Annotated in this window: 23 protein-coding genes; 2 read left to right on the top strand and 21 right to left on the bottom strand. The window is 28.6% G+C overall.

What is annotated here, in order from left to right; all coding sequences use genetic code 11:
* Positions 1-14: 14 nt before the first annotated feature.
* Together ACZ5TJ_RS05560 and ACZ5TJ_RS05555 are read right to left on the bottom strand one after the other, a co-directional pair.
* Positions 15-1,061 carry a DNA polymerase IV gene (locus tag ACZ5TJ_RS05560; RefSeq protein ID WP_464201857.1) on the bottom strand — a complete coding sequence of 349 codons (1,047 nt, stop codon included), beginning with the start codon at positions 1,059-1,061 and terminating at the stop codon, positions 15-17.
* A 17-nt stretch (positions 1,062-1,078) separates the two neighbouring features.
* Positions 1,079-2,047, bottom strand: a complete 969-nt coding sequence (locus tag ACZ5TJ_RS05555) for a DUF4003 family protein (RefSeq protein ID WP_464201855.1) — start codon at positions 2,045-2,047, stop codon at positions 1,079-1,081.
* 273 nt (positions 2,048-2,320) lie between these two features.
* Between ACZ5TJ_RS05555 and ACZ5TJ_RS05550 the strand changes: the two genes are divergently transcribed.
* Positions 2,321-2,734, top strand: coding sequence for a hypothetical protein (locus tag ACZ5TJ_RS05550; RefSeq protein ID WP_039310624.1), 414 nt, complete (start codon positions 2,321-2,323; stop codon positions 2,732-2,734).
* 34 nt (positions 2,735-2,768) lie between these two features.
* Here the strand turns inward: ACZ5TJ_RS05550 and ACZ5TJ_RS05545 are convergent, their stop codons facing one another.
* Positions 2,769-3,059: a Dabb family protein gene (locus tag ACZ5TJ_RS05545; protein WP_464201852.1), complete on the bottom strand. Its 291-nt coding sequence runs from the start codon at positions 3,057-3,059 to the stop codon at positions 2,769-2,771.
* A 73-nt stretch (positions 3,060-3,132) separates the two neighbouring features.
* On the bottom strand, positions 3,133-5,688 hold the full coding sequence (locus ACZ5TJ_RS05540) for a calcium-translocating P-type ATPase, PMCA-type (protein WP_464201850.1): 2,556 nt from the start codon (positions 5,686-5,688) through the stop codon (positions 3,133-3,135).
* Positions 5,689-5,838: 150 nt separating this feature from the next.
* Between ACZ5TJ_RS05540 and ACZ5TJ_RS05535 the strand changes: the two genes are divergently transcribed.
* Positions 5,839-7,479, top strand: a complete 1,641-nt coding sequence (locus tag ACZ5TJ_RS05535) for a putative manganese-dependent inorganic diphosphatase (RefSeq protein ID WP_464201848.1) — start codon at positions 5,839-5,841, stop codon at positions 7,477-7,479.
* A 40-nt stretch (positions 7,480-7,519) separates the two neighbouring features.
* On the opposite strand, the gene ACZ5TJ_RS05530 is transcribed toward ACZ5TJ_RS05535, so the two are convergent.
* The 17 genes from ACZ5TJ_RS05530 to ACZ5TJ_RS05450 all read right to left on the bottom strand — a co-directional run bounded on the left by ACZ5TJ_RS05530 (position 7,520) and on the right by ACZ5TJ_RS05450 (position 21,401).
* Entirely contained in the window at positions 7,520-7,921 is a 402-nt protein-coding gene (locus tag ACZ5TJ_RS05530; RefSeq protein ID WP_464201846.1) for a chemotaxis protein CheW, read from the bottom strand.
* 19 nt (positions 7,922-7,940) lie between these two features.
* A complete protein-coding gene (locus ACZ5TJ_RS05525; protein ID WP_464201844.1) occupies positions 7,941-8,315 on the bottom strand; it encodes a response regulator in 375 nt (124 codons plus the stop codon).
* 17 nt (positions 8,316-8,332) lie between these two features.
* A complete protein-coding gene (locus tag ACZ5TJ_RS05520) occupies positions 8,333-8,926 on the bottom strand; it encodes a chemotaxis protein CheC (protein WP_464201842.1) in 594 nt (197 codons plus the stop codon).
* 14 nt (positions 8,927-8,940) lie between these two features.
* Positions 8,941-10,905, bottom strand: coding sequence for a chemotaxis protein CheW (locus ACZ5TJ_RS05515; protein ID WP_464201840.1), 1,965 nt, complete (start codon positions 10,903-10,905; stop codon positions 8,941-8,943).
* A gap of 11 nt (positions 10,906-10,916) precedes the next feature.
* A complete protein-coding gene (locus ACZ5TJ_RS05510) occupies positions 10,917-11,684 on the bottom strand; it encodes a CheR family methyltransferase (RefSeq protein ID WP_464201838.1) in 768 nt (255 codons plus the stop codon).
* A 49-nt stretch (positions 11,685-11,733) separates the two neighbouring features.
* On the bottom strand, positions 11,734-12,222 hold the full coding sequence (locus tag ACZ5TJ_RS05505; protein WP_464201836.1) for a chemotaxis protein CheD: 489 nt from the start codon (positions 12,220-12,222) through the stop codon (positions 11,734-11,736).
* Positions 12,219-12,674: a chemotaxis protein CheW gene (locus ACZ5TJ_RS05500; RefSeq protein WP_464201834.1), complete on the bottom strand. Its 456-nt coding sequence runs from the start codon at positions 12,672-12,674 to the stop codon at positions 12,219-12,221. Before ACZ5TJ_RS05500 ends, ACZ5TJ_RS05505 begins: the two co-directional genes overlap by 4 nt.
* A gap of 64 nt (positions 12,675-12,738) precedes the next feature.
* On the bottom strand, positions 12,739-13,377 hold the full coding sequence (locus ACZ5TJ_RS05495) for an HAD-IB family hydrolase (RefSeq protein ID WP_464201832.1): 639 nt from the start codon (positions 13,375-13,377) through the stop codon (positions 12,739-12,741).
* A gap of 157 nt (positions 13,378-13,534) precedes the next feature.
* Positions 13,535-14,728, bottom strand: a complete 1,194-nt coding sequence (locus ACZ5TJ_RS05490) for a pyridoxal phosphate-dependent aminotransferase (RefSeq protein ID WP_464201830.1) — start codon at positions 14,726-14,728, stop codon at positions 13,535-13,537.
* 16 nt (positions 14,729-14,744) lie between these two features.
* Positions 14,745-15,572 carry a PHP domain-containing protein gene (locus ACZ5TJ_RS05485; protein ID WP_464201828.1) on the bottom strand — a complete coding sequence of 276 codons (828 nt, stop codon included), beginning with the start codon at positions 15,570-15,572 and terminating at the stop codon, positions 14,745-14,747.
* A 115-nt stretch (positions 15,573-15,687) separates the two neighbouring features.
* Positions 15,688-16,035 (bottom strand): DUF1292 domain-containing protein, encoded by a 348-nt coding sequence (locus ACZ5TJ_RS05480; protein ID WP_045726075.1) that lies wholly within the window; start codon positions 16,033-16,035, stop codon positions 15,688-15,690.
* 140 nt (positions 16,036-16,175) lie between these two features.
* The gene (locus ACZ5TJ_RS05475; protein WP_464201825.1) at positions 16,176-16,886 is read right to left on the bottom strand and encodes an MIP/aquaporin family protein; all 711 of its coding nucleotides are present in this window, start codon (positions 16,884-16,886) and stop codon (positions 16,176-16,178) included.
* A gap of 90 nt (positions 16,887-16,976) precedes the next feature.
* Positions 16,977-18,134: a 1,3-propanediol dehydrogenase gene (gene dhaT, locus ACZ5TJ_RS05470; protein WP_464201823.1), complete on the bottom strand. Its 1,158-nt coding sequence runs from the start codon at positions 18,132-18,134 to the stop codon at positions 16,977-16,979.
* Positions 18,135-18,215: 81 nt separating this feature from the next.
* Positions 18,216-18,644, bottom strand: a complete 429-nt coding sequence (locus ACZ5TJ_RS05465; RefSeq protein WP_464201821.1) for a GlcG/HbpS family heme-binding protein — start codon at positions 18,642-18,644, stop codon at positions 18,216-18,218.
* Positions 18,645-18,661: 17 nt separating this feature from the next.
* A complete protein-coding gene (locus ACZ5TJ_RS05460) occupies positions 18,662-19,180 on the bottom strand; it encodes a cob(I)yrinic acid a,c-diamide adenosyltransferase (protein ID WP_464201819.1) in 519 nt (172 codons plus the stop codon).
* A 20-nt stretch (positions 19,181-19,200) separates the two neighbouring features.
* Complete coding sequence (locus tag ACZ5TJ_RS05455; protein ID WP_464201817.1) at positions 19,201-19,563, bottom strand: glycerol dehydratase reactivase beta/small subunit family protein; 363 nt, start codon at positions 19,561-19,563, stop codon at positions 19,201-19,203.
* A 5-nt stretch (positions 19,564-19,568) separates the two neighbouring features.
* On the bottom strand, positions 19,569-21,401 hold the full coding sequence (locus ACZ5TJ_RS05450; RefSeq protein ID WP_464201815.1) for a diol dehydratase reactivase subunit alpha: 1,833 nt from the start codon (positions 21,399-21,401) through the stop codon (positions 19,569-19,571).
* Positions 21,402-21,414 lie beyond the last annotated feature (13 nt).

Raw genomic sequence — 21,414 nt, 5'->3', positions numbered from 1 at the left:
TATCTTATTATAATTTAAAATAACGATATCTGCTCTTCTAATCCTTCTTTAAAAGAAGATACACTAAGGCCTATAAGTCTTATAGATTCATTAAATACTTCTTCATTTAAAAGTTCTTTTGAAACTTTAAATATGTCTTCTTTATTATTTATATAATCATTTAAAGTTTTGCTTCTTGTATGATTACAAAATGAGCTAGTTTTATATTTTAATGTTATAGTTTTAATATATTTATCTCTAGATTTTAGTATAGATGATATTTCTTTTGAAAACTCATCTAAATATTTTAAAAGCTCTTCTTTGTTATCTGTATCATTTTTTAAAGTTCTCTCTTTTCCAACTGACTTTCTATCTCTAAAAACTTTAACTTCTCTTTTATCAATACCTCTTATCCTCTCATAAACTTCTATTCCTTGCTTCCCTAAATATTCATAGAAAAATTCCTTAGATAATGGATATAAATCCTCTATTTTAAACAATCCCATATTATTTAATTTCGTTACAGACTTTTTACCAAGACCATATATTTTAGATATAGATAGTGGAAATAATATATTTGGAATCATCTCTTCATTTATTTCCATAATTCCATTTGGCTTATTCCAATCTGATGCAAGTTTTGCTAGAAATTTATTATAAGATATACCTATAGATAGTGTTAAACCAAGTTCATTATAAACTCTTTTTTTTATATAGCTTGCAGCTTCCCTTCCATCTTTTATATTACTTAAAGAAAGGTCTAAATAAGCCTCATCTATTGATAAAGGTTCAACTAAAGGAGTAACTTCTTTAAATATCTTAAATATTCTATTTGAGATCTCCTTATATCTATCATATCTAACTCTTACAAAAATTCCATTAGGACATTTTTGCCTCGCTAAAAATGCTGGCATTGCTGAATGAACTCCATATTTTCTAGCTTCATAAGAGCAAGTACAAACAACTCCTCTTTCACTTACGCCACCAACAATAACAGGTTTTCCCCTAAGGTTTTTATTATCTTTTTGTTCAACGGATGCAAAAAATGCATCCATATCAACATGTAATATAGTTTTTTTCATTATAAAAATTGTACTCCTTATGCCAGTACTTCCTCAAATAATCCTTGATTTTTACTTACTATAAATGAATATATTACAAAACATAATAATTCTTCTAAATACTTATTTGAAAAAGTTTCTTTTTCCTTTTCATAAATTTCAACTATAAATATACCAAGTAATGTTCTAAATGTTTTATCCATATAAAATGTATATTCTGCTTCTTCTTCACATAAACATTCAATTACATCTTTTACCTTTTTAACATACTTAAATGCATCGTCTCCTCTTGATACTACACCTATTAAAGGAAGAACCTCATCTGCTATTTTTAAATCATTTCTATCAAATATTTTAATTATATTTTTAGCTTTGTAAGGTGCCATTACATTTTTATTTAAAAGTATACTACTTGCAATTCCTTGAAGATCATTTTTAGAGTAATCTTCTAAATCTGAAAAATAATTAAATACACTTTGAATATAAGCTCCCATTTCATTTACGTTACTCATCTTTTCACTAGCTTCTATTGCAAGTAAAGTACATACTAAGTAATCATCTTCTCCTACAAAATTTTTATATTCCTTTTTAAGTGTTTTATAAATATCCTTTATATAAGATACTATTTTATTGTAATTTTCATATACACCATACTTAGCTAATGCATATGATGATAATGCTAAATATGCACCTTCTTTGAAATCGTTATCTTTCAAAATTTCGCCTGCATATATAAGCTTATCTGAAAACTTTAAGTAATCTTCTTGTTTACTTATAAGTATTGAAAGCATATATAAAATATCGCCTCTAAAACTAGACATTTTACTTGTATTAGCTTTAATATATTTTCTTATTTCTTTTATTTTATCTATATTTATATTTTCATTTTCTCTAAACACTAATGATGTAAAATGATTGATATATTCTCCATCATATCTTAATTTATTTTTTGCTAATCTATAGCTTTCTATCACTTTATTAGTAATACCATATAATAATTTATCCATTAAATCTCTCCCCAAAAAACATTATAATTTACATAATAAATTATAAATATATTTCACTATTTTATTATATAATATTTTTATTACAATAATATGTCTTTTAACAAAAAAATTATTTTACTTATTTTTAAATTAAGTATTTCCTAACTATATACTGTCTTTAACATTATGTTAATTTTATATTTTATTAATTTTTTTTTTATGTTATAATACTATTTGTTATAATAGATTTATCCAAGATGGACTTATGTATTTTTTTATAAAGGAGAATTGTTTATGGGATTAAAAGATAAATTTGATAAATATTTTAGAGATTCTTACTTCCAAAAATATGGAGATAGAATAACTAGTACTGCTGGTACTGTTATATCAATTAAGACTGAAGAAAAGAATTATATTATTATTAATAAATTAATAGTTAATATGATAATTAAGCCAGATGCTGGTAGAGGCGCTGTTAAGTGTAGATACAAAAAAAATAGATGGTTTAAAAAACCTGATTTTATTCCAGTAAATAAAGGACATAAAGTCATGATTATGGGACTTAAAGGTGTTAAGGGTAAGAAGGATTCAGAAATTATTCAAGTTCAAAATATACTTAACTTAACTACTAAGAGAGATTTAATACCAATAGACCACTCTCAAATAAAAAAAGCAAGACAATCAGCTACAAGAATGAGACAAAGATAATTAAAAGAGATAGAATAAAAATTCTATCTCTTTTTTATATTTCAAAATCTGCTACTTTTCTTTCTTTAGAAACTTCTCTAACAAATGTAGCAACCTTAACATGCTCTTCGTGATTTTGGTAAATATCTAAATCCTCTAAATTTTTAAATACTGATACTAAACAAACATCCATAGAAGCATCGCTTTTATTTATATTTATTCCAACCTCTATTTCTTCTATTTCCTTAATTTCACTCTTTAATCCTTCAAGCATAGTTTTAATTTTTTTAGCATTTTCTTCTTTGTTATCATCTTTTAATTTCCACATTACAATATGTTTAATCATTAAAATCACCTCTTTTTATTTTAATTATACAATATAAGGGATCAATATTAAAACTGATCCCTTTAAAATATAGTTATTTTGTTTTTATAAATAAATATACACTATTTATAAATGCTATTATTCCTGAGAAGAATAAAACTATTGTCCAATGTTTAAGCATTAGTGGCACTGTGTGGAATATACCACCTAAGAATGGTATATATAATATTGAACAAAGAAGTCCTATAGAAATTAATACTGCTCCAACTAAATATGGGTTAGTAAATAATTTTATTTCAAAAATTGAATGTCTTTCTGACCTACATTCAAAAACGTGGAAAAGCTGAGACATTATTAATGTTGATAATGCTATAGTTCTACAGGTTTCAAGATTCATTCCATAATATCTACCTGTCATAAATGCTAAAAGTGTACATAAACCAATTAATGCACCTCTAATTACTATCTTTTCGGTTAATCCTCTAGAAAAGATACCTTCCTTTTTATCTCTAGGTTGTTGCCTCATAATATCACTATCTGCCGGATCTACTCCAAGTGCTATTGCAGGAAGGCCATCTGTTGCTAAATTTACTAATAATATTTGTATTGGTGTAAGTGGATTTGGAAGCGTAAATAATGATGCTAAAAACATAGTTAAAACTTCCCCTAAATTACATGATAGAAGATATCTTATAAACTTTCTTATATTATCATAAATTACTCTACCTTCTTCTACTGCCGCAACTATAGTACTGAAATTATCATCCATAAGTATCATTGATGAAGCTTCTTTAGTTACATCTGTTCCTGAAATCCCCATTGAAATTCCAATATCAGCTTCTTTTATTGCAGGAGCATCATTAACTCCATCGCCTGTCATTGCAACAATATTACCTCTAGCTTTAAATGCTTTTACAATTCTTAATTTATGATTAGGAGAAACTCTTGCAAACACTCTTATATCTGCTACTTTTTTAATTAATTCCTTATCGCTTAAGGCCTCGATTTCTTTACCTGTTAAAACTTGCTCTTCATTCTTACATATGTTTAAAGATTTTGCAATTGCAAGGGCAGTGTTTTTATGATCTCCTGTAATCATTACAGGTTTTATTCCTGCTAATTTACATTTTAAAACTGCATCTCTAGCTTCAACTCTTGGTGGATCTATACTTCCTGCAAATCCTACAAATATTAAATCTTTTTCTATTCTTTCATCATTTGCAAGTCCAGTTTCTTTATATGCAGCTCCTATACATCTTAATGCTCTTGAAGACATAGCTTCTAAACTGTTTTCTATTAACTTTCTCTTTTGGAATGTAAGAGGTTTTACAATAGAATCTTCATATATATAATTACATCTTTCTAAAATTCTCTCTGGTGCCCCTTTAACATAACATATTTCTTTATTGTCCTCTTTAACTATTACAGACATCATTTTTCTTGTTGAATCAAATGGTATTTCAAATATCCTTTTAGCTCTACTTCTAAATTCTTTTACATCATTTACTTTAGTAAAGAACATTCTAACTAATGCAGTTTCAGTAGGATCTCCACATAAAGCTTTTTCTAAATTTTTATTTTTACTATCCACATTACAATCATTACAATGAACTAATATATTTTTTAACATATTAATTCCCTTAATATCTTTTATTTTGTTATTTTGAAGTTCTACTATCTTCCCATTAATATATATTTCTTTTACGGTCATCTTATTTTGAGTTAATGTTCCTGTTTTATCTGAACATATTACAGATGTACACCCTAATGTTTCAACTGCTGGAAGTTTTCTAACTAAAGCCTTCCTCTTAAGCATTCTAGATACTCCAAGAGCTAGGGCAACAGTTACAATAGCTGCAAGTCCCTCTGGAATAGCTGCAACTGCTAAAGATACACCAAGCATAAACATTTCGCCAATTTCATTTCCTCTTATTATGCCAAGTACAGTAACAACTGCACATATAACTAGACATATAACAACGAGTACTTTTCCAAGTGAATCTAGCTTTTCTTTAAGTGGTGATTTTTCTTCTTCTATATTTTGAAGAAGATCTGCAATTTTACCCATTTCTGTTTTCATTCCAATTTCTATAACTTTAAATAGACCTTTACCTTTTAAAACATTTGTACCCATAAAGCCTGTATTACTTCCTTTGTTTACATCTTTATTAACTCCAACCGATTCTCCTGTCAATAAAGATTCATCAATTACAATTCCAGTTCCTTCTATAAATTCTCCATCTGCTGGTATTCTATCTCCTGCTTCTAATACTACTATATCTCCAATTGTTAAGTACTTTGAGTTAATAACGCTTATTTTACCATCTCTATATACTTTACAAGTTGGCGCTGCCATATCTTTTAGTGCCTCTAATGATTTTTCTGTTTTAAACTCTTGGAAAAATCCAAGAAGTGCATTCACTATAACAATAATAAGTATAGTTATTGCATCTGCAGTATCTCCCATAAAGCCTGATATTATCGTTGCTCCTATAAGCACCCACACCATAAAATCATTAAATTGTGCTAATAAAATTTTAATTGGTGATGTCTTAGCTTTATGTTCTAATTCATTAAGTCCAAAACTTTTCAATCTTTTTTCTGCTTCTTTCGTTGTAAGTCCGGGAATAATATTTTGTTCCTGTACCACTTTATTAGTTCCTCCTTTTTAGCGTTCTTATATATATATATTTAAAAGTTTTAAACTTATGAGAATTTTTACTATTACTATACTTTACATTTTTTTGTTTAGGATTTACAATTATATTTGTTATTTCATAAGATAAAGGAGGTAGTTTCTTTGAAAAACGTAATATATGTTACTGGTCATAGAAATCCGGATTCAGACTCAATCTGTGCCGCAATTTCATATGCCGAATTTAAGAACAAAACTGGTGAAATTCCAGCAGTTCCAGTTAGACTTGGAAATGTAAACCGTGAAACTCAATTTATATTAGATTACTTTAATGTAAAAGCACCAGAGTTTTTAGAAACTGTTAAATTAAAGGTTGAAGATTTAGAAATAGATAATATTAGCCCAATTTCAGCTGATATATCTTTAAAAATGGCTTGGAGCATAATGAAGGAAAAGAATGTTAAAACTCTTCCTGTTGCTGACTCTAACGATCATTTAATAGGACTTTTATCAATATCAAATTTAACATCATCATACATGGATATTTGGGATAATAAAATATTAAGCGAAAGTAAAACTTCTATAGACAATATTATAGATACTCTTTCAGCTTCAGCACAATACATTAATGAAAATGTTAAAGTGTTCCCTGGTAAAATTTGTGTTGCTGCTATGCAACCAGATTCAATGAAAGAACATGTAGAAGCTGGTGATATAGTTATACTTGGAGATAGACCTGAAATCCAAGAAGAAGTAATAAATGAAAAAGTTTCTTTAATGGTACTAACAGGTTCAACTAAATTAAATGATGAACTTTTAGTAAAAGCTAAAGAATCTGGAATAACTGTAATATCAACTCCACACGATTCATTTACAGCTTCAAGACTTATAATACAAAGTGTCCCTGTTAGATATGTTATGATTAAGGATGATATAGTTTCATTCACAACTGATGATTTAGTTGATGAAGTAAAAGATACTATGCTTGAAACTAGATACAGAAGCTATCCTGTTGTTGATTCAGAAGGAAAAGTTGTTGGAACAATGTCAAGATATCATCTTATTTCAAACTTCAAGAAAAAAGTTATTCAAGTAGACCATAACGAAAGAGGTCAATCAGTTCCTGGACTTGAAGATGCCGAAATTCTTGAAATAATAGACCACCATAGAGTAGCTGACATACAAACTAACGGTCCTATTTTCTTTAGAAATGAACCAATAGGAAGTACATCATCAATAGTTGCAAAAAGTTATTTTGAAAATGGTATTAACCCTTCAAGAGAAATTGCTGGTTTATTATGCGGTGCAATAATATCAGATACTTTATTATTCAGAAGTCCAACTTGTACTCCTCAAGATAAAGTTATCTGCGAAAAGCTTGCTAAGATAGCTGGAATTAATTTAGAAGAATTTGCTAAAGAAATGTTTAAAGCAGGTACTTCTCTTCAAGGAAAAACTGTTGAAGAAATATTCAATCAAGACTTTAAGCCATTTACTATGGGAGACATTAAAATAGGTGTTGCTCAAGTAAATACAATGGATATTGAAGGATTTATGCCTTTAAAAGATGAAATGTTAGCTTACATGAACAAGAAAGCTGAAGAATCATCATTTGATATGGTATTATTACTTTTAACAGATATATTAAACGAAGGTTCACAAATACTTGTTGGAGGAAAGAGACCAGATTTAGTTGAAAAAACTTTCAATGTCACTTTAGAAGATTCTATGGCATTCTTACCTGGAGTTCTTTCAAGAAAGAAACAAGTTATACCACCATTAACTAACGTTATAATGAATAACTAATAAAAAAACCGTGTAATTTTAAAATTACACGGTTTTATGTTTAAATAATATTTTTTATTAATTTTTCCATATCTAAAGCTGTTATAAGATCATTATTCCTTCTTAAAACTCCAAGCATATAATCTTTATCACATTCATCTAAAACTTCAATATCTTTTTCTTCTATTTCTACAACTTCTTTTACAAAATCAGCTTCTATTGCTATATCTTCATCTTTAAGTGATAAGATAATTATATTTTCTTTTGGTGAATTTTCAGCTACATCTAATATTAAATTTATGTTTACTAATGTTTTAATACTTCCTCTTATATTTATCAATCCTTTAATAAATTTTGATGATTTTGGTACTTTAGTTACTTTCATTATATTATTTATACTTTGAACAACATTAGTATTTATAGCAAAATACGATTTTTCTATTGAAAAAACTACAACCTGCATTATAAATTCCCTTTCTTCTCTATAGAGCACTCTTTGCTAATATAACTTTATTTATTGCCTCTATTACTCTATCTGCCTGGAATGGCTTAACTATAAAATCTTTTGCACCAGCTCTAATTGCGTCCATAACCATAGCTTGCTGCCCCATTGCAGAGCACATTATTATTTTCGCTTCATTATCATATTCCTTTATTAATTTTACAGCTTCTATGCCATCAACCTTTGGCATAGTTATATCCATAGTAACAATATCAGGTTTCTCTTTCTTATAAAGTTCTACAGCCTCTAAACCATTACTTGCTTCTCCTATAACATTAAACCCATTCTTCTCTAATATATCTTTAATCATCATTCTCATAAATGCAGCATCATCAACTATTAAAATATTTATCATAAAAATTCCTCCAAATTTCATTGTATACATATTGATTTTAGTATTTTTTCTAAAGATTGAAGTTCAGGAATATAATAAAAATTCATCCCTGAAAAAATCTCTTTTTTACCCTTAAAAATCGTTTCTATATCTAGAACATAGTCATAGAATTGTCCTGATTCTAAAAACATAGTTCCTAGTATAGTACTTAATAAATCATTTGTAACGGCTGGAACAGATGGTAATATCTTAATCCCAGTAAACTCTGATATAGAATTCATATAACTTGATGATAAAATATTTCCAATTTCCCCAAGTAATGATTCATTAAATTCTTCTTTATTATTGTCTCCAAGTAATATTTTATTAAGTTCTAAAACTGCATTAGAATCAAAAATAATTAATATATTTCCCGGTATATCTCCTAAAACCCTAACCGCTACTCCAAAAACCTCCCTATTTAATTCACCATTATATATAGTATTAAAATCTATTATGTTAACATATGGTACAGACATCTCTATATTATTATTAATTAATATAGATAGTGATGTAGCTGCATTACCAGCTCCTATGTTAAAAATTTCTTTAAGTGCATCTAATTGAATTGGCGTAAAATTCAAATTTTCCATAGTACCCCTCCCATTTAACCATTTTGTAAATAAGTAACATCTAATATCAACGTTACACATCCATCTCCTAATATAGTTGCTCCTATATATTCTTTCATGTTTTTTAACATTTTTCCTAAAGGTTTTATTACTATTTCTTGTTGTCCTATTAAAGAATCAACTAAAATTCCACAATTTAATTCATGTGCTTTAACTATAACAACGAACTTATTTTTACTATTACTTTCATCTATACTAAGTTTCTTGCTTAGTCTTACAAATGGTATTATTTTATCCCTATCAAAAATAACTTCTTTATTATTTACAGTTTTAACATTCTCCTCATTAAACTGTATTACTCTTTCTACAAAACCTAGAGATATTGCAAACTTTTCTTCACCAACAGTAATAAGTAATGCCTTTATTATTTGAAGTGTTAGCGGAAGAGTTATTGTAAATGTTGCTCCAACAGAAGGTATACTTGAAATTTCAATATTACCTCCAAGAGATGATATTTTGTTTTTTACAATACTCATACCAACTCCCCTACCTGATAAATCAGTAACTGAATCACTTGTACTAAATCCTTCTGTAAATATAAGATTTATTATACTCTTATCATCTAACCCCTCTGTACATATCCCTAGTTTTTCACTTTTTTCTTTTATTTTTTTTACATCTATTCCCTTACCATCATCAGTTATTTTTATAATTGCTTTTGTATCTTCTTGATAAGCTATAATTTTTATTGTACCAATAGCACTTTTTCCTTTTTTTATTCGTTCTTCTTTATCTTCTATTCCATGATCTGCAGCATTTCTTAATATATGAATTAAAGGCTCTCCTATTTCATCTATTACAGTTCTATCTAATTCTGTATCTTCCCCTTCAATGTATAAATTTATCTTTTTATTAATGCCTAAAGCTATATCTCTAATCATTCTAGGAAATCTACTAAATACAATATCTAAAGGTAACATTCTAATTTTCATAACTAAATCTTGTATATCCCCTGTTGTTCTCCCTAACTGTTCCATAAGTTCATCTAATTCTTGAGATTTTATAGAAGATGTAATTTCATTAAATCTAGTTTTATATATAACAAGTTCTGATACCATATTCATTAAATTGTCTATTTTATTTAAATCAACACGTACAGATTGATATACTCTCTTATAATTTTCCTTTTTTTTCTCTATCTTATTATAATCCTTTTTAACATTATTAGTATTTTTATTGGTACTTTTTTCATTATCTAAATTATTATCTATTTTAATTTCATCTATAGTAAACGCTTTTATTTCTGATATATTTCTTATTATTCCATTAATTTTTTCTTTATTATTTGTGGTAAGTAATATAAACTTTAAATTAAAATCAAAATTTTCATTTTCTATATCACTAGTTGTTGGAGATGATTTAATTATTTCACCACTCTCTTCAAGTTCCTTAACTATTAAAAATGCTCTTGCTGATTTTAATAAAGTGTCTTGCATAAGATTAATATCTATCTCATACGCATTATAACCGCTATCTAACGCCTGCTTTATTACTGATATATCATACTCATTTAAAGCAAAATCCTCCCCTTTAATCTCTTCTGACCTAGATTTATAATTATTCTCGGATTTTATCTTCTCTAATATATCTAACATATTTTTAATATCATTTATTTCTTCACCTGATTCACTTATACTACTTATTGATTTTTCTAAAATGTCCAAACACCTAAATAATATAGTTACTATCTCTTCATTGGCTGCAAATTCTCCATTTTTTAATTTTGATAAAACATCTTCCATTTTATGTGTAAGCTCAGTCATTTTATTAAAACCCATTGTTGCTGCCATTCCTTTTATTGTATGAGCTATTCTAAATATTTCATTTATCTTTTCTATATTTTGAGGATTTTTTTCTAATTCTAATAACGACTCATTTAAGCTTTGAAGATTATCCATAACCTCTTCTAAAAAAATACTCATATATTGAGATACATCCATAAATTCTCCCCCTATAATTTTCTATATATAAATGTAGAAACTTTAGAAAATCCATAATTTTTATAATTATATAGACTCTCTGTTGCTCCAATAAAAAGTAAACCTCCAGGCATTAAGGATTCACTAAACTTTTTCAAAATTTTGTTTTTCGTGTCTAAATTAAAATATATTAATACATTTCTACATATAATTAAATCAAAATTCCCTTCATAATCATCATTTATTAAATCTAATATTTTAAATAAAACTCTTCTTTTTAAATATTTATGAATACAATATTTATCATTTTTTTTAATAAAATACTTATTTTTTATATTTTTAGGTATATTTTTTACTTCCTTTTCTGTATAGACCCCAATTTTCGCCTTATTTAGGATGTCTTTATCAATATCGCTTGCTATAATACTATAATTTGCTCTAAAATCTATCTCATGTAACATTATTGATAATGTATAAGCTTCGCATCCTGACGAGCACCCTGCACTCCATACTTTTAAAGGTCTTTTATTTTTCCTAATATATCCTCTTAATTCTTTTTCTAATTCATAAAAAAGCTCTGGGTTTCTATAAAATTCTGTTACATTTATAGTTAAAAAGTTACGAAATTTTTCTCTCTCTTTAAAATCTTTTTTTAATAATTTCAAATATTCTTCTTCGGTAACACAATTACATCTAGACATAAGATTGCTTATTCTTCTAATTATTTGAGCTTGCTTATAGCAATACAAATTTATTTTAAACTCATTATATGCCCAGTTGTATAGAATATTTTGTTCCATACATAAACCCCTTTAATATACTATAATATGACTTTTTAATACTATTAGATTATATTACCTTAACTTCTCCTCCAACAGTTCTTACAAAGGTTTCTCCAGTTGAAGTATTTATAGTAATTGTTCTCCCCTTTGTTCCAAATACATCCTCTGATATAATTTCTATTTTTTCTTTTAAAAGAACTTCTCTTGCTTTTATTACATTGCGTTTTCCGATATCACTTGTAAGTCTTGTATCAGAGAAATTAAACATAGATGCTCCTCCAATTAACTTGCATTTTAAATTTTCTCTTAAAGCACCCTTTCTAATTACTTGTCTAATTAATTCAGGTATAGCTAAGTCAACGTATTTACCTATATTTTGTACATTTTTAAATTTGGTACTATCACTTAGCATTATATGTGCAAGTCCAAATATTTTGTTTTTATAATCATATATTATTACGCCTAAGCACGATCCAAGACCTACAGTTATTATATTTTCTCCGTCTTTTCCTACATATATTTCAGATAGTCCAACTACTTTATCTTTCAAAATCATGTTATATCACCTAAAAAAATAATTTTTTCTTCTGATTCTGTAAGAATCTTAAATAAGTTTAATAAAATTACTATATTTTCATTTAAATTTATTAAACCCTTTATATAATCTTTTTTTATGTTAAAATTATTAATTGGTATATCTTCTATCGATTTTTCTTTTATTTCACAAACTTCACATACATTATCAACTACTACTGCAAACCTTTTTTCTTCTCTCCTTATAACTATTATTTTTCTACTTTCAAGATTTTCTTCATTAAGTCCTAGTTTTTTATTTAGATTAATAGATGGAATAACTTTTTCTTCATAATTTATGACGCCTTCTACAAATGGTGGCATATCTGGTATATATGTAGCCTCTTCATATTTAATTATTCTTTCTATATCATTTATATCAGCCGCAAGCATTTTATTATTTGTTTTAAAAACTAATATTTTTAAAATCCCCATAAACTCCTCCTTAAAAATATTCCCCTAATATATTTTGGTCCCATACCACACAATATTTAAAACACTATTTCCATTTAAGAATTTCTATTTCATGTTTCTTTTTATAATTTACTAAATATGGATGGCCAACTAAGTCTAATAAAGGTTTGTCAGATAAAGAATCTGAAAACATATATGATTCCTTAAAGTTAACTTCTATATTGTCTTTCTTTAATACTTCCATAAGTCTTCTAACTTTTTCTTCCCCTTTACAATTCGTTCCATCCATTTGTCTTAAAAATTTACCATCTTTAAATTTAAATCTAGTTCCTATTATTTTATCTACTTCTTCAATTCCATAAAATTCATTTAAATAAAATTCTGGTGAAGCTGATATTAAATAAATTTTAAATCCTTTACTTTTTAAGTCTCTAATCATATTTATTGCATCTTCATACAAAATATCTTTTAAAACATCGTTATAAAAACCTTTAACTAGCTCTTTTAATTGTTCTTCTGAAATTCCATCTATGAATTTAAGAAAAGTTTCTTTAACCTTTCTTTCATCATAAATTCCTATTCCATACATAATACCTGAAAATATAGCCCTTGGTAAAAATCTAATATTCTTTTTATCTTTAAGTACCATATATTTAAAAAATTGCATTAATGTTTCTTTTTTTGTTATTGTAAAATCTACGTCAAATATTGCTAACTTTATCATAAATTCCTCCAAATATAATATACTTAGATACATTATATAATATATCTCCTATAAATTTCTATCCATATGTAAATAAAAAATACTTTTTTTGAAAATTATGTCGTATAAAAAATGAGGCGTAATAAAACGCCTCATCTTTATTTTAAACAAATTTTATTTAGTTAAGCTTATTTAAAAACTTTTCTATTCTATCTATTCCATTTTCTATATTTTCCATAGATGTTGCATATGATAATCTTATATAATCATCAAGTCCAAAGCCTATTCCAGGAATTACGGCTACATTTTCTTCTTTAAGAAGTTCTTTAGAAAATGATAATGAATCTGTTATCTTTTCTCCATTTATGGATTTACCATAAAATTCACTTACATTTACCATTATATAAAAGGCTCCCTTTGGAAGTATATAGTTTATTCCTTTTATAGAGTCTAATCTATTTATCATATACTTTCTTCTATTATCAAATTCTTTAACCATTTTATTTAAACTATCTTCCGTATTGCTCAACGCTTCAATAGCCGCATATTGTGTAATTGAATTAGTATTAGAAGTCATATGACTTTGTATACTAGTCATAAGTTTTATTATCTCTTTATTTGCTGCTGCATATCCAATTCTCCAACCAGTCATTGCTGCTGCTTTTGATAATCCATTAATAACAATTGTATTATTATAAGCATAATCAGTTAATGAAGCAATGCTAATATGTCTTTCCCCATCATATATTAGCTTTTCATATATTTCATCTGCTATAATTATAAGATTATGTTTTTCAGCAAACTTTGCAAGTCCTAAAAGTTCTTCTTTATTATATATAGTTCCAGTTGGGTTATTTGGACTATTTATTATTATTGCTTTAGTTTTTGAAGTTACTATATTTTCTAACTTTTCTACTTCATATTTAAAATGATTTTCTATAGAACCTTCCATAAATACAGGAACTCCTCCAGCTATTTTAACAAGTTCTGGATAGCTTACCCAGTAAGGAGTAGGAATTATAACTTCATCCCCCTCATTTAATATAGCCATAAATGCATCTGCAAGGCATTGCTTTGCTCCTGTACATACTATTATTTGATCTAAATCATATTTAAGTCCATTATCTCTTAAAAACTTTTTACATATTTCTTCTTTTAACTCCTTAATACCTGAAGTAGCTGTATACTTAGTTTTTCCTTCTTTCATAGCCTTATAAGCTGCTTCTATTATATTAGAAGGAGTATTAAAATCTGGTTCACCTGCTCCAAAACTAATAACATCAACCCCTGATTCCTTAAGTTCTTTTGCCTTTGCAGTTATTGCTAATGTTATTGATGGTGATATATCCTCTGCTTTCTTAGATAATTTCATTTATTTTCGCCCCTTTTTATTTCTTCCTATTTTTGCTACACAATAATAATTTATTTAATAAACTTTCATTAATACCTTGTGATCCTATAAAAATCTCATTGCTTCCAGTATAATGGAGGTCACTTCCACCTGTAATAAGAAGTTTATACTTTCTACTTAAATTGTAAAGTAAATTAATTTGGTCTTTTCTATGACTTGGATGATATACTTCAATCCCTTTAAGACCATAGCATTTAAGTTCCCTAATTATTTTTTCAACTTCCATACTTTTATATATTTTCCCTGGATGTGCAAGTACTGCAATTCCATTACTCTCTTCAATTACTCTTAATGCTTCTTTATAACTTAATTTTTGACCTTTTTCATAGGCACTTTTACCTTTTATTAAGTATTTTGAGAAAGCAGTCTTATAATTATCCTCATATCCTTTTCTTACAATTTCATGTGCTATATGAGCTCTTCCTACAGATGAGTTTCCTTTTACTATATCTTCAAAGTCTAAATGTATCCCTTCATCTTTAAGTTTATTTAAAATACTTTTTACCCTATTAATTCGTGCATTTTTTAAACTTTCAACTGTTTTAATTAAATTCTCATCTTCTATATCCATAAAATAACCTAATATGTGTATTTCACAATCATTTATTTCTGTACTTAATTCTATACCAGGTATAATATCTACATCGCTATTATTATTTTTTATTATATATTGCGAATCGATAGAATCATGGTCAGTTATAGAAATGCATTTTACTCCTTTTTGTTTAGCTTCCTCTAGGATTTGCTCCGGTGTTAAATTGCCATCTGAAAAGGTAGAATGTATATGTAAGTCTGCATATTTCATATTCTAGCACCTTCCTAATCTATAATGACTATACCATTTTTGTACTTTTTTGTAAATTACTTTTAATTTTCTATATTCACAAAAGAGAGTGGATAATCCACTCTCTTTTTAAGTTCTATTCTTCTACTAATGTTTCGTTATAGTAAGTTGAAACTCTTTCGAATTCATCTTCTTCTGGAACTATTAATTCTTCAGTTTCTTCTGAAGCTCTGAAAAGATAAACTGAATCATCTTCCATATTTTTAGCTAATACATATTCATTTCCTTCAAATTCAAATGCATCTATTATAGGGCATGAAATTGTATTTCCTTGATCATCAACTAAATCTACTACAAAGTGATCGTGATGGTCTTCTCCACATCCACACTCATGTCCGTGATCATGTCCGTGGTCGTGTCCACATCCACATTCGTGATTTTCTTCGTGATTTCCACATCCACATTTATTTAATTCTTTATCCATTCTTTCTTCCTCCTTAGGTTTTAAAAATTGCTTAACAATATATCCTAATTGTACCCTTATTTAATTAAAATTAAAAGTAAATTTTAAAAATTTTATAAGAAATAAATAAAAAGTGACTAAAAAGTCACTTTTAAATGTAATTAAAATATTATTCCATATACTAAAGCACCTGCTATTGCTCCTAATATTGGAGATACTACTGGAATCCATGCATAACCCCAATCTGAAGATCCTTTTCCTGGTACAGGTAAAATAAAGTGAGCAAATCTTGGACCAAAATCTCTTATTGGATTTATTGCGTAACCTGTTGGTCCTCCAAGACATAGTCCAATTGCCCAAATAAGTATTGATATTGCAAGTGGTTGTACACCATCTGCAAATGGATGTGCTGTAATACCAATTATTCCAAACATTAATATAAATGTTCCTATAAATTCACTTATAAAGTTCCAAGTATTACTTCTTATTTCTGGAGCTGTACAAAATACTCCAAGCTTTGCAGCTTGATCTTCTGTAGCTTCAAAATGTTGATAATAAGTTAAAAGTACTAGTGCTGATCCTAATACTGCACCTATAAATTGAGCTAAAATATACATTGGTACTTGTGACCATGCAAACTTTCCTGTTACTGCAAGAGCTATTGTAACAGCTGGGTTAAAATGCGCTCCACTTATACTTCCAAATATGTATGCTGGTACTCCTACTGCAAAGGCCCATCCTGATGCTATAACCATCCAGCCTGAGTTAAATCCTTTAGATTTCTTAAGTACTACGTTTGCAACAACACCATCTCCTAGTAAAACTAAGATGGCTGTTCCTATAAGTTCTGCCATAAAAGTTGATATATTCATTATAAGTCCTCCTTATTTATGAAGAATTTTTTATTAAAATAACCCCTTTAAACTAAAGCCTAAAGGGGTTATTTGTTTTAATATTTTAAACTAGAATGCAGCTTTAAATATGTTAACTATATCTTTTTCGTTACCTTTTCTTGGGTTTGAGAAAGCATTTCCATCTTTTAATGCCATTTCTGCCATGTATTCGAAGTCTTCTTCCTTAACTCCCATATCTCTAAGTCTTGCAGGAATTCCTACATCAGCTGATAATCTGAACATTGCATCGATAGCTTTTTGTGCAGCATCCATAACTGATAATCCTTCTATGTTTTCTCCCATGAATTCAGCTATATCAGCGAATTTTTGTGGGTTAGCTATTAAGTTGTATTTTTCAACATGTGGAAGAAGCATAGCGTTTGCTACTCCGTGTGGCATGTCGTATAATCCACCTAATTGGTGAGCCATAGCGTGAACATATCCTAAGTTTGCATTGTTAAATGCCATACCAGCTAATAATGAACCGTATGCCATGTTTTCTCTAGCTTCTAAGTTAGTTCCTAGGGCAACTGCTTGTCTTAAGTTGTTTGATATTAATTTGATTGCTTGGATTGCAGCAGCATCTGTTACAGGGTTAGCATCTTTTGATACGTATGCTTCGATAGCGTGAGTTAAAGCATCCATTCCTGTTGCAGCTGTAAGTCCTGCTGGCTTACCAACCATTAACATTGGGTCGTTGATTGAAACTAATGGTAAGTTTCTCCAGCTAACTATAACGAATTTAACTTTAGTTTTTGTATTTGTTATAACACAGTGTCTTGTAACTTCACTTGCAGTACCTGCTGTAGTATTAACTGCTACGATTGGTGGTAATGCATTAGTTAAAGTTTCTATTCCTGCATAGTCATAAAGATCTCCTTCATGAGTAGCTGCAATACCTATTCCTTTACCACAGTCGTGTGAGCTTCCTCCACCAACTGTTATGATCATATCACAGTTTTCATCTTGGAATACTTTTAATCCATCTTTAACGTTTGTATCCTTTGGATTTGGTTCAACACCATCATAGAATGCTACTTCTATTCCAGCTTCTTTTAAATATTTAACAGTTAAATCAACTGCTCCACCTTCTAATCCTCTTAAGAATTTATCTGTAACTATTAAAGCTTTCTTTCCGCCTAATATTTTACATCTTTCTCCAACTACTGATATTGAATTTGCGCCCATGAAGTTAACGCTTGGTACTAGATAATCGTACATTCTCATTTCATTTTCCTCCTAAAAGTTGTTTTTTGTTGTTATATTGATTAACATTCAAAATAATTAAACTTTGAATCTTTTAAGCTTTTATAAGTTGTAAAATGCATCAACTGCAGCTTTAGCTATTGACATATCTTCTTCTACAGTTCCACCACTTACTCCAACTGCTCCAACTACTTGCTCATCTACTATTATTGGGAATCCTCCACCAAATGGTACAATTCTTTGGTTGTTTGTAAGTTGTAGACCATAAAGGCTTTCACCTGGCTGTACACATTCTGCAATTTCGTGTGAACCTTGTTTTAAACAAGCTGCTGTATAAGCTTTATTTATAGCTATATCAATGCTTGTTATAAATGCATCTTCCATTCTGTGCATTAACATTAAGTTAGCTCCTTTATCAACTGCTGCAAAAATTACAGGAACATTTATTTCTGTAGCTTTAGCTTCAGCTGCTTTAGCCATTTCTTTTACTATTTCTAAACTTAATTCTTTTACTTCATTTAACTTTTTCATAGTATATATCCCTCCTGTTATTTAGTTTCTTCTAAGTATCTTGCCATAGCAAATAGAGTATCTGATAAACGATTAGTATATTTTCTAATCTCTTCTCTAAGTCCTTGCTCAGCATTTAGTGTAACCATTCTTCTTTCCGCTCTTCTAACTATAGTCCTAGCTACATGTAAGTGCGCTGAAGCTTCATTTTTACCTGGTATTACAAATTCTGTCATAGGACCTGCAATATCCATATATTTATCTGTTAATTTTTCAAGGTTTTCTATATCTTCTTTACTAATTAAATCTTTTAAATAAGACATTCCTTTTTCATCACTTGCAAGTTCAGCACCTAATGTGAATAATCTTTTTTGTATATGATTTAATTCTTCCTTTAATTCCTTAACATCTATTTTAGAATGAGCTACTCCTATATAAGAGATCGCTTCATCTATTGTTCCATAAGCTTCAACTTTTAAACTATCTTTGTTTACTCTGCTTCCTCCAAAAAGTGAAGTTGTTCCTTTATCACCAGTTTTAGTGTATATCTTTGACATAAACTATCACTCCTATAAGTTTATTTAAATGCTATACCTTTAACTAACCTACCAGCATTTGCTCCTAGTTTTCTTAAGACTGTTCCATCATCTTTTAAGTTTGCAGTAAATAATGGTTTATCTTTCTTTAATTTATTATGTGTAAGTGTTATTATTCCATTCTTATCAATTCCAATTCCAACTGCTAGCTTAGATTTAGTAGCACCTAAATGACTAAGCTCCCATGAATTGTTTACTTGTAAGCTTTCTACTTTAAAAGGTATACCTTCTTCCTCTATACCCCATAATATTTCATTAAATAAAGATTCATCATTTAATCCTTCTTCATAATATAAATATATACAAGGTATTTCGTATTCATATGCCTTCATCACCATTGCCATAATAATTACTCCATTCCTTCACAAGCTAATATAAGACCTGTTGCAACAGCATTTCTTGGACCTTCTGTTCCTCTAATGTTTCCACGACCAGCTACTACACCATATTGTGATAATGCATCAGTAACTAATTGAGGTACCTCAAAGTCTAAAGATGATCCTCCAACTAAAACAACGAATTCTATATCTCTTATGCTTCCTGTTGGTGAAACTATGCTAAGTGCTCTTAAGCAGTTAGTTACAAATACTTTTTCTTTTGCACTTCTTCTTATATTTCTTATTTTTTCAATAGATGTTTGTCCATCAATTGGAACAAGCATTCTATCTTTTAATATTACTACTTTAGCAAATACTGAAGGATCTAATGGTTCTTCAAAAAATTCAACTGTTCCATCTTCATGTCTTATATGGAATAAACTTTCAACTTTAGCTAATGGATATTTTTTAATCTCTTCTGCTAAGTTAAATGATTCAAGTCCAAGTTCTGACTTGATAAGCATTGTTACCATATTACCAGCACCTGCTAAGTGAATTGATGATATTTCATTATTCTTATTTATGATTGAAGCATCAGTTGATCCAGCCCCCATATCAAGTATTGCAAGAGGAGTGCTAGTTCCAGGAGTTGTAAGTGCTCCACGAATAGCCATATCAGCTTCTACACCACCAACTTCAACTGGCACTTTAAGCTCTTTTTCAAGTTCATCAGCTATCATTTGCATTTGAAGTTTATCGGCTTTAACCATAGCTGCTATTCCGACTGCATTTTCTAGGGAAAATTCTTCTGCAAGTCCACCTTTAACCTTTTGAGGTATAAAAGTATCAACAGCTAAAAGGTCTTGTATCTTTATATCTGTTATCTTTTGTTTTGTAAGGTTTGCCATTACCTGTCTTACTCTTTCAAGCATTCCACCGGCATTAGTTCCAGCTTCACCTTTAACATCTTGTATAGGTACACATAATTTTACTGCATCCATTATTTTTGATGCACCGTGTTCTACATCTACACTTTCTTTACGTTTTAATCCATCTATATTAATTTTTCCAGCAGGGATTTTCTTTTCTTTTACGTCTCCCTTTGGAGTTTTAATAACTACAGCAGATCTATTTCCTATTAGTGCTCTTGATATAGGAACTATAAGTTTAGTTTCTTCTGATGAAAGATTAAATACTGTTGCAATTCCATATGGATTTGCTAGATTTTCAATTACATCACCTTGTGCTGCAACTTCAACTGCAGCTTTCATCCCTACTGGAACTTTTTCAAGTAACATAACTTCATCAACTATAGGTATTTTTTTATCTAATCTATTGTTTATAAGTACTCCATCATCTCTTTGAACGATTGCCGCTGTAATATTAACTCCTCTTCTAGTTGCAGCATTTAATCTAGCTGCTGCTTCTAAGAAATTAACCCTACTTAATATAATCGGAATAAATTCATTCTCATCTTCAAGATTTTCAAGATCTATATTATCTAAATCTTCAATATATATAGTTTTTCCTATACCAATTCCTATTCCACCTGGAGTTTGAGGATTATGTCCTATCATTGTTGACTCAGTTATAATAGTTTCTGTTATAGTTTCCATAGCAACATCACCAATAACTGGTGCTGCTTCATTTATTCTAACTAAATCTAAATCCTCTAATGTTAAAGATACTTTTCTTAGTGCTTGTTTTAATGAATCAAAAACACCTTCTATATTATCTTCTGTACCCTTTATTCCAGTTGTTCCTACGATTCCACTTGAAAGGAATTCAATCTTTCCATTTTCGACCTTTGATAATGCTACTTCCGTAGTAGCATTACCAATGTCAACACCTGCAATTATTTTCATTGTGTCCTCCTGC

The sequence above is a fragment of the Clostridium budayi genome, from assembly GCF_055396605.1.
Note: the sequence above shows the minus strand (reverse complement) of the source record. Positions and strands in the feature narration are given on the sequence as shown.

What these genes read in the sequence shown, in the direction of transcription:
- ACZ5TJ_RS05480 (WP_045726075.1), bottom strand. Translation starts at nt 16,035, where the DNA reads ATGGATAAAGAATTAAATAAATGTGGATGTGGAAATCACGAAGAAAAT.
- ACZ5TJ_RS05495 (WP_464201832.1), bottom strand. Translation starts at nt 13,377, where the DNA reads ATGATAAAGTTAGCAATATTTGACGTAGATTTTACAATAACAAAAAAA.
- ACZ5TJ_RS05505 (WP_464201836.1), bottom strand. Translation starts at nt 12,222, where the DNA reads ATGATTTTGAAAGATAAAGTAGTTGGACTATCTGAAATATATGTAGGA.
- ACZ5TJ_RS05455 (WP_464201817.1), bottom strand. Translation starts at nt 19,563, where the DNA reads ATGGCAATGGTGATGAAGGCATATGAATACGAAATACCTTGTATATAT.
- ACZ5TJ_RS05465 (WP_464201821.1), bottom strand. Translation starts at nt 18,644, where the DNA reads ATGAAAAAGTTAAATGAAGTAAAAGAATTAAGTTTAGAAATAGTAAAA.
- ACZ5TJ_RS05490 (WP_464201830.1), bottom strand. Translation starts at nt 14,728, where the DNA reads ATGAAATTATCTAAGAAAGCAGAGGATATATCACCATCAATAACATTA.
- ACZ5TJ_RS05500 (WP_464201834.1), bottom strand. Translation starts at nt 12,674, where the DNA reads ATGGGGATTTTAAAAATATTAGTTTTTAAAACAAATAATAAAATGCTT.
- ACZ5TJ_RS05520 (WP_464201842.1), bottom strand. Translation starts at nt 8,926, where the DNA reads ATGGAAAATTTGAATTTTACGCCAATTCAATTAGATGCACTTAAAGAA.
- ACZ5TJ_RS05550 (WP_039310624.1), top strand. Translation starts at nt 2,321, where the DNA reads ATGGGATTAAAAGATAAATTTGATAAATATTTTAGAGATTCTTACTTC.
- ACZ5TJ_RS05475 (WP_464201825.1), bottom strand. Translation starts at nt 16,886, where the DNA reads ATGAATATATCAACTTTTATGGCAGAACTTATAGGAACAGCCATCTTA.
- ACZ5TJ_RS05555 (WP_464201855.1), bottom strand. Translation starts at nt 2,047, where the DNA reads ATGGATAAATTATTATATGGTATTACTAATAAAGTGATAGAAAGCTAT.
- ACZ5TJ_RS05525 (WP_464201844.1), bottom strand. Translation starts at nt 8,315, where the DNA reads ATGATAAATATTTTAATAGTTGATGATGCTGCATTTATGAGAATGATG.
- ACZ5TJ_RS05545 (WP_464201852.1), bottom strand. Translation starts at nt 3,059, where the DNA reads ATGATTAAACATATTGTAATGTGGAAATTAAAAGATGATAACAAAGAA.
- ACZ5TJ_RS05450 (WP_464201815.1), bottom strand. Translation starts at nt 21,401, where the DNA reads ATGAAAATAATTGCAGGTGTTGACATTGGTAATGCTACTACGGAAGTA.
- dhaT (WP_464201823.1), bottom strand. Translation starts at nt 18,134, where the DNA reads ATGAGAATGTACGATTATCTAGTACCAAGCGTTAACTTCATGGGCGCA.
- ACZ5TJ_RS05530 (WP_464201846.1), bottom strand. Translation starts at nt 7,921, where the DNA reads ATGCAGGTTGTAGTTTTTTCAATAGAAAAATCGTATTTTGCTATAAAT.
- ACZ5TJ_RS05515 (WP_464201840.1), bottom strand. Translation starts at nt 10,905, where the DNA reads ATGGATGTATCTCAATATATGAGTATTTTTTTAGAAGAGGTTATGGAT.
- ACZ5TJ_RS05460 (WP_464201819.1), bottom strand. Translation starts at nt 19,180, where the DNA reads ATGTCAAAGATATACACTAAAACTGGTGATAAAGGAACAACTTCACTT.
- ACZ5TJ_RS05560 (WP_464201857.1), bottom strand. Translation starts at nt 1,061, where the DNA reads ATGAAAAAAACTATATTACATGTTGATATGGATGCATTTTTTGCATCC.
- ACZ5TJ_RS05485 (WP_464201828.1), bottom strand. Translation starts at nt 15,572, where the DNA reads ATGAAATATGCAGACTTACATATACATTCTACCTTTTCAGATGGCAAT.
- ACZ5TJ_RS05510 (WP_464201838.1), bottom strand. Translation starts at nt 11,684, where the DNA reads ATGGAACAAAATATTCTATACAACTGGGCATATAATGAGTTTAAAATA.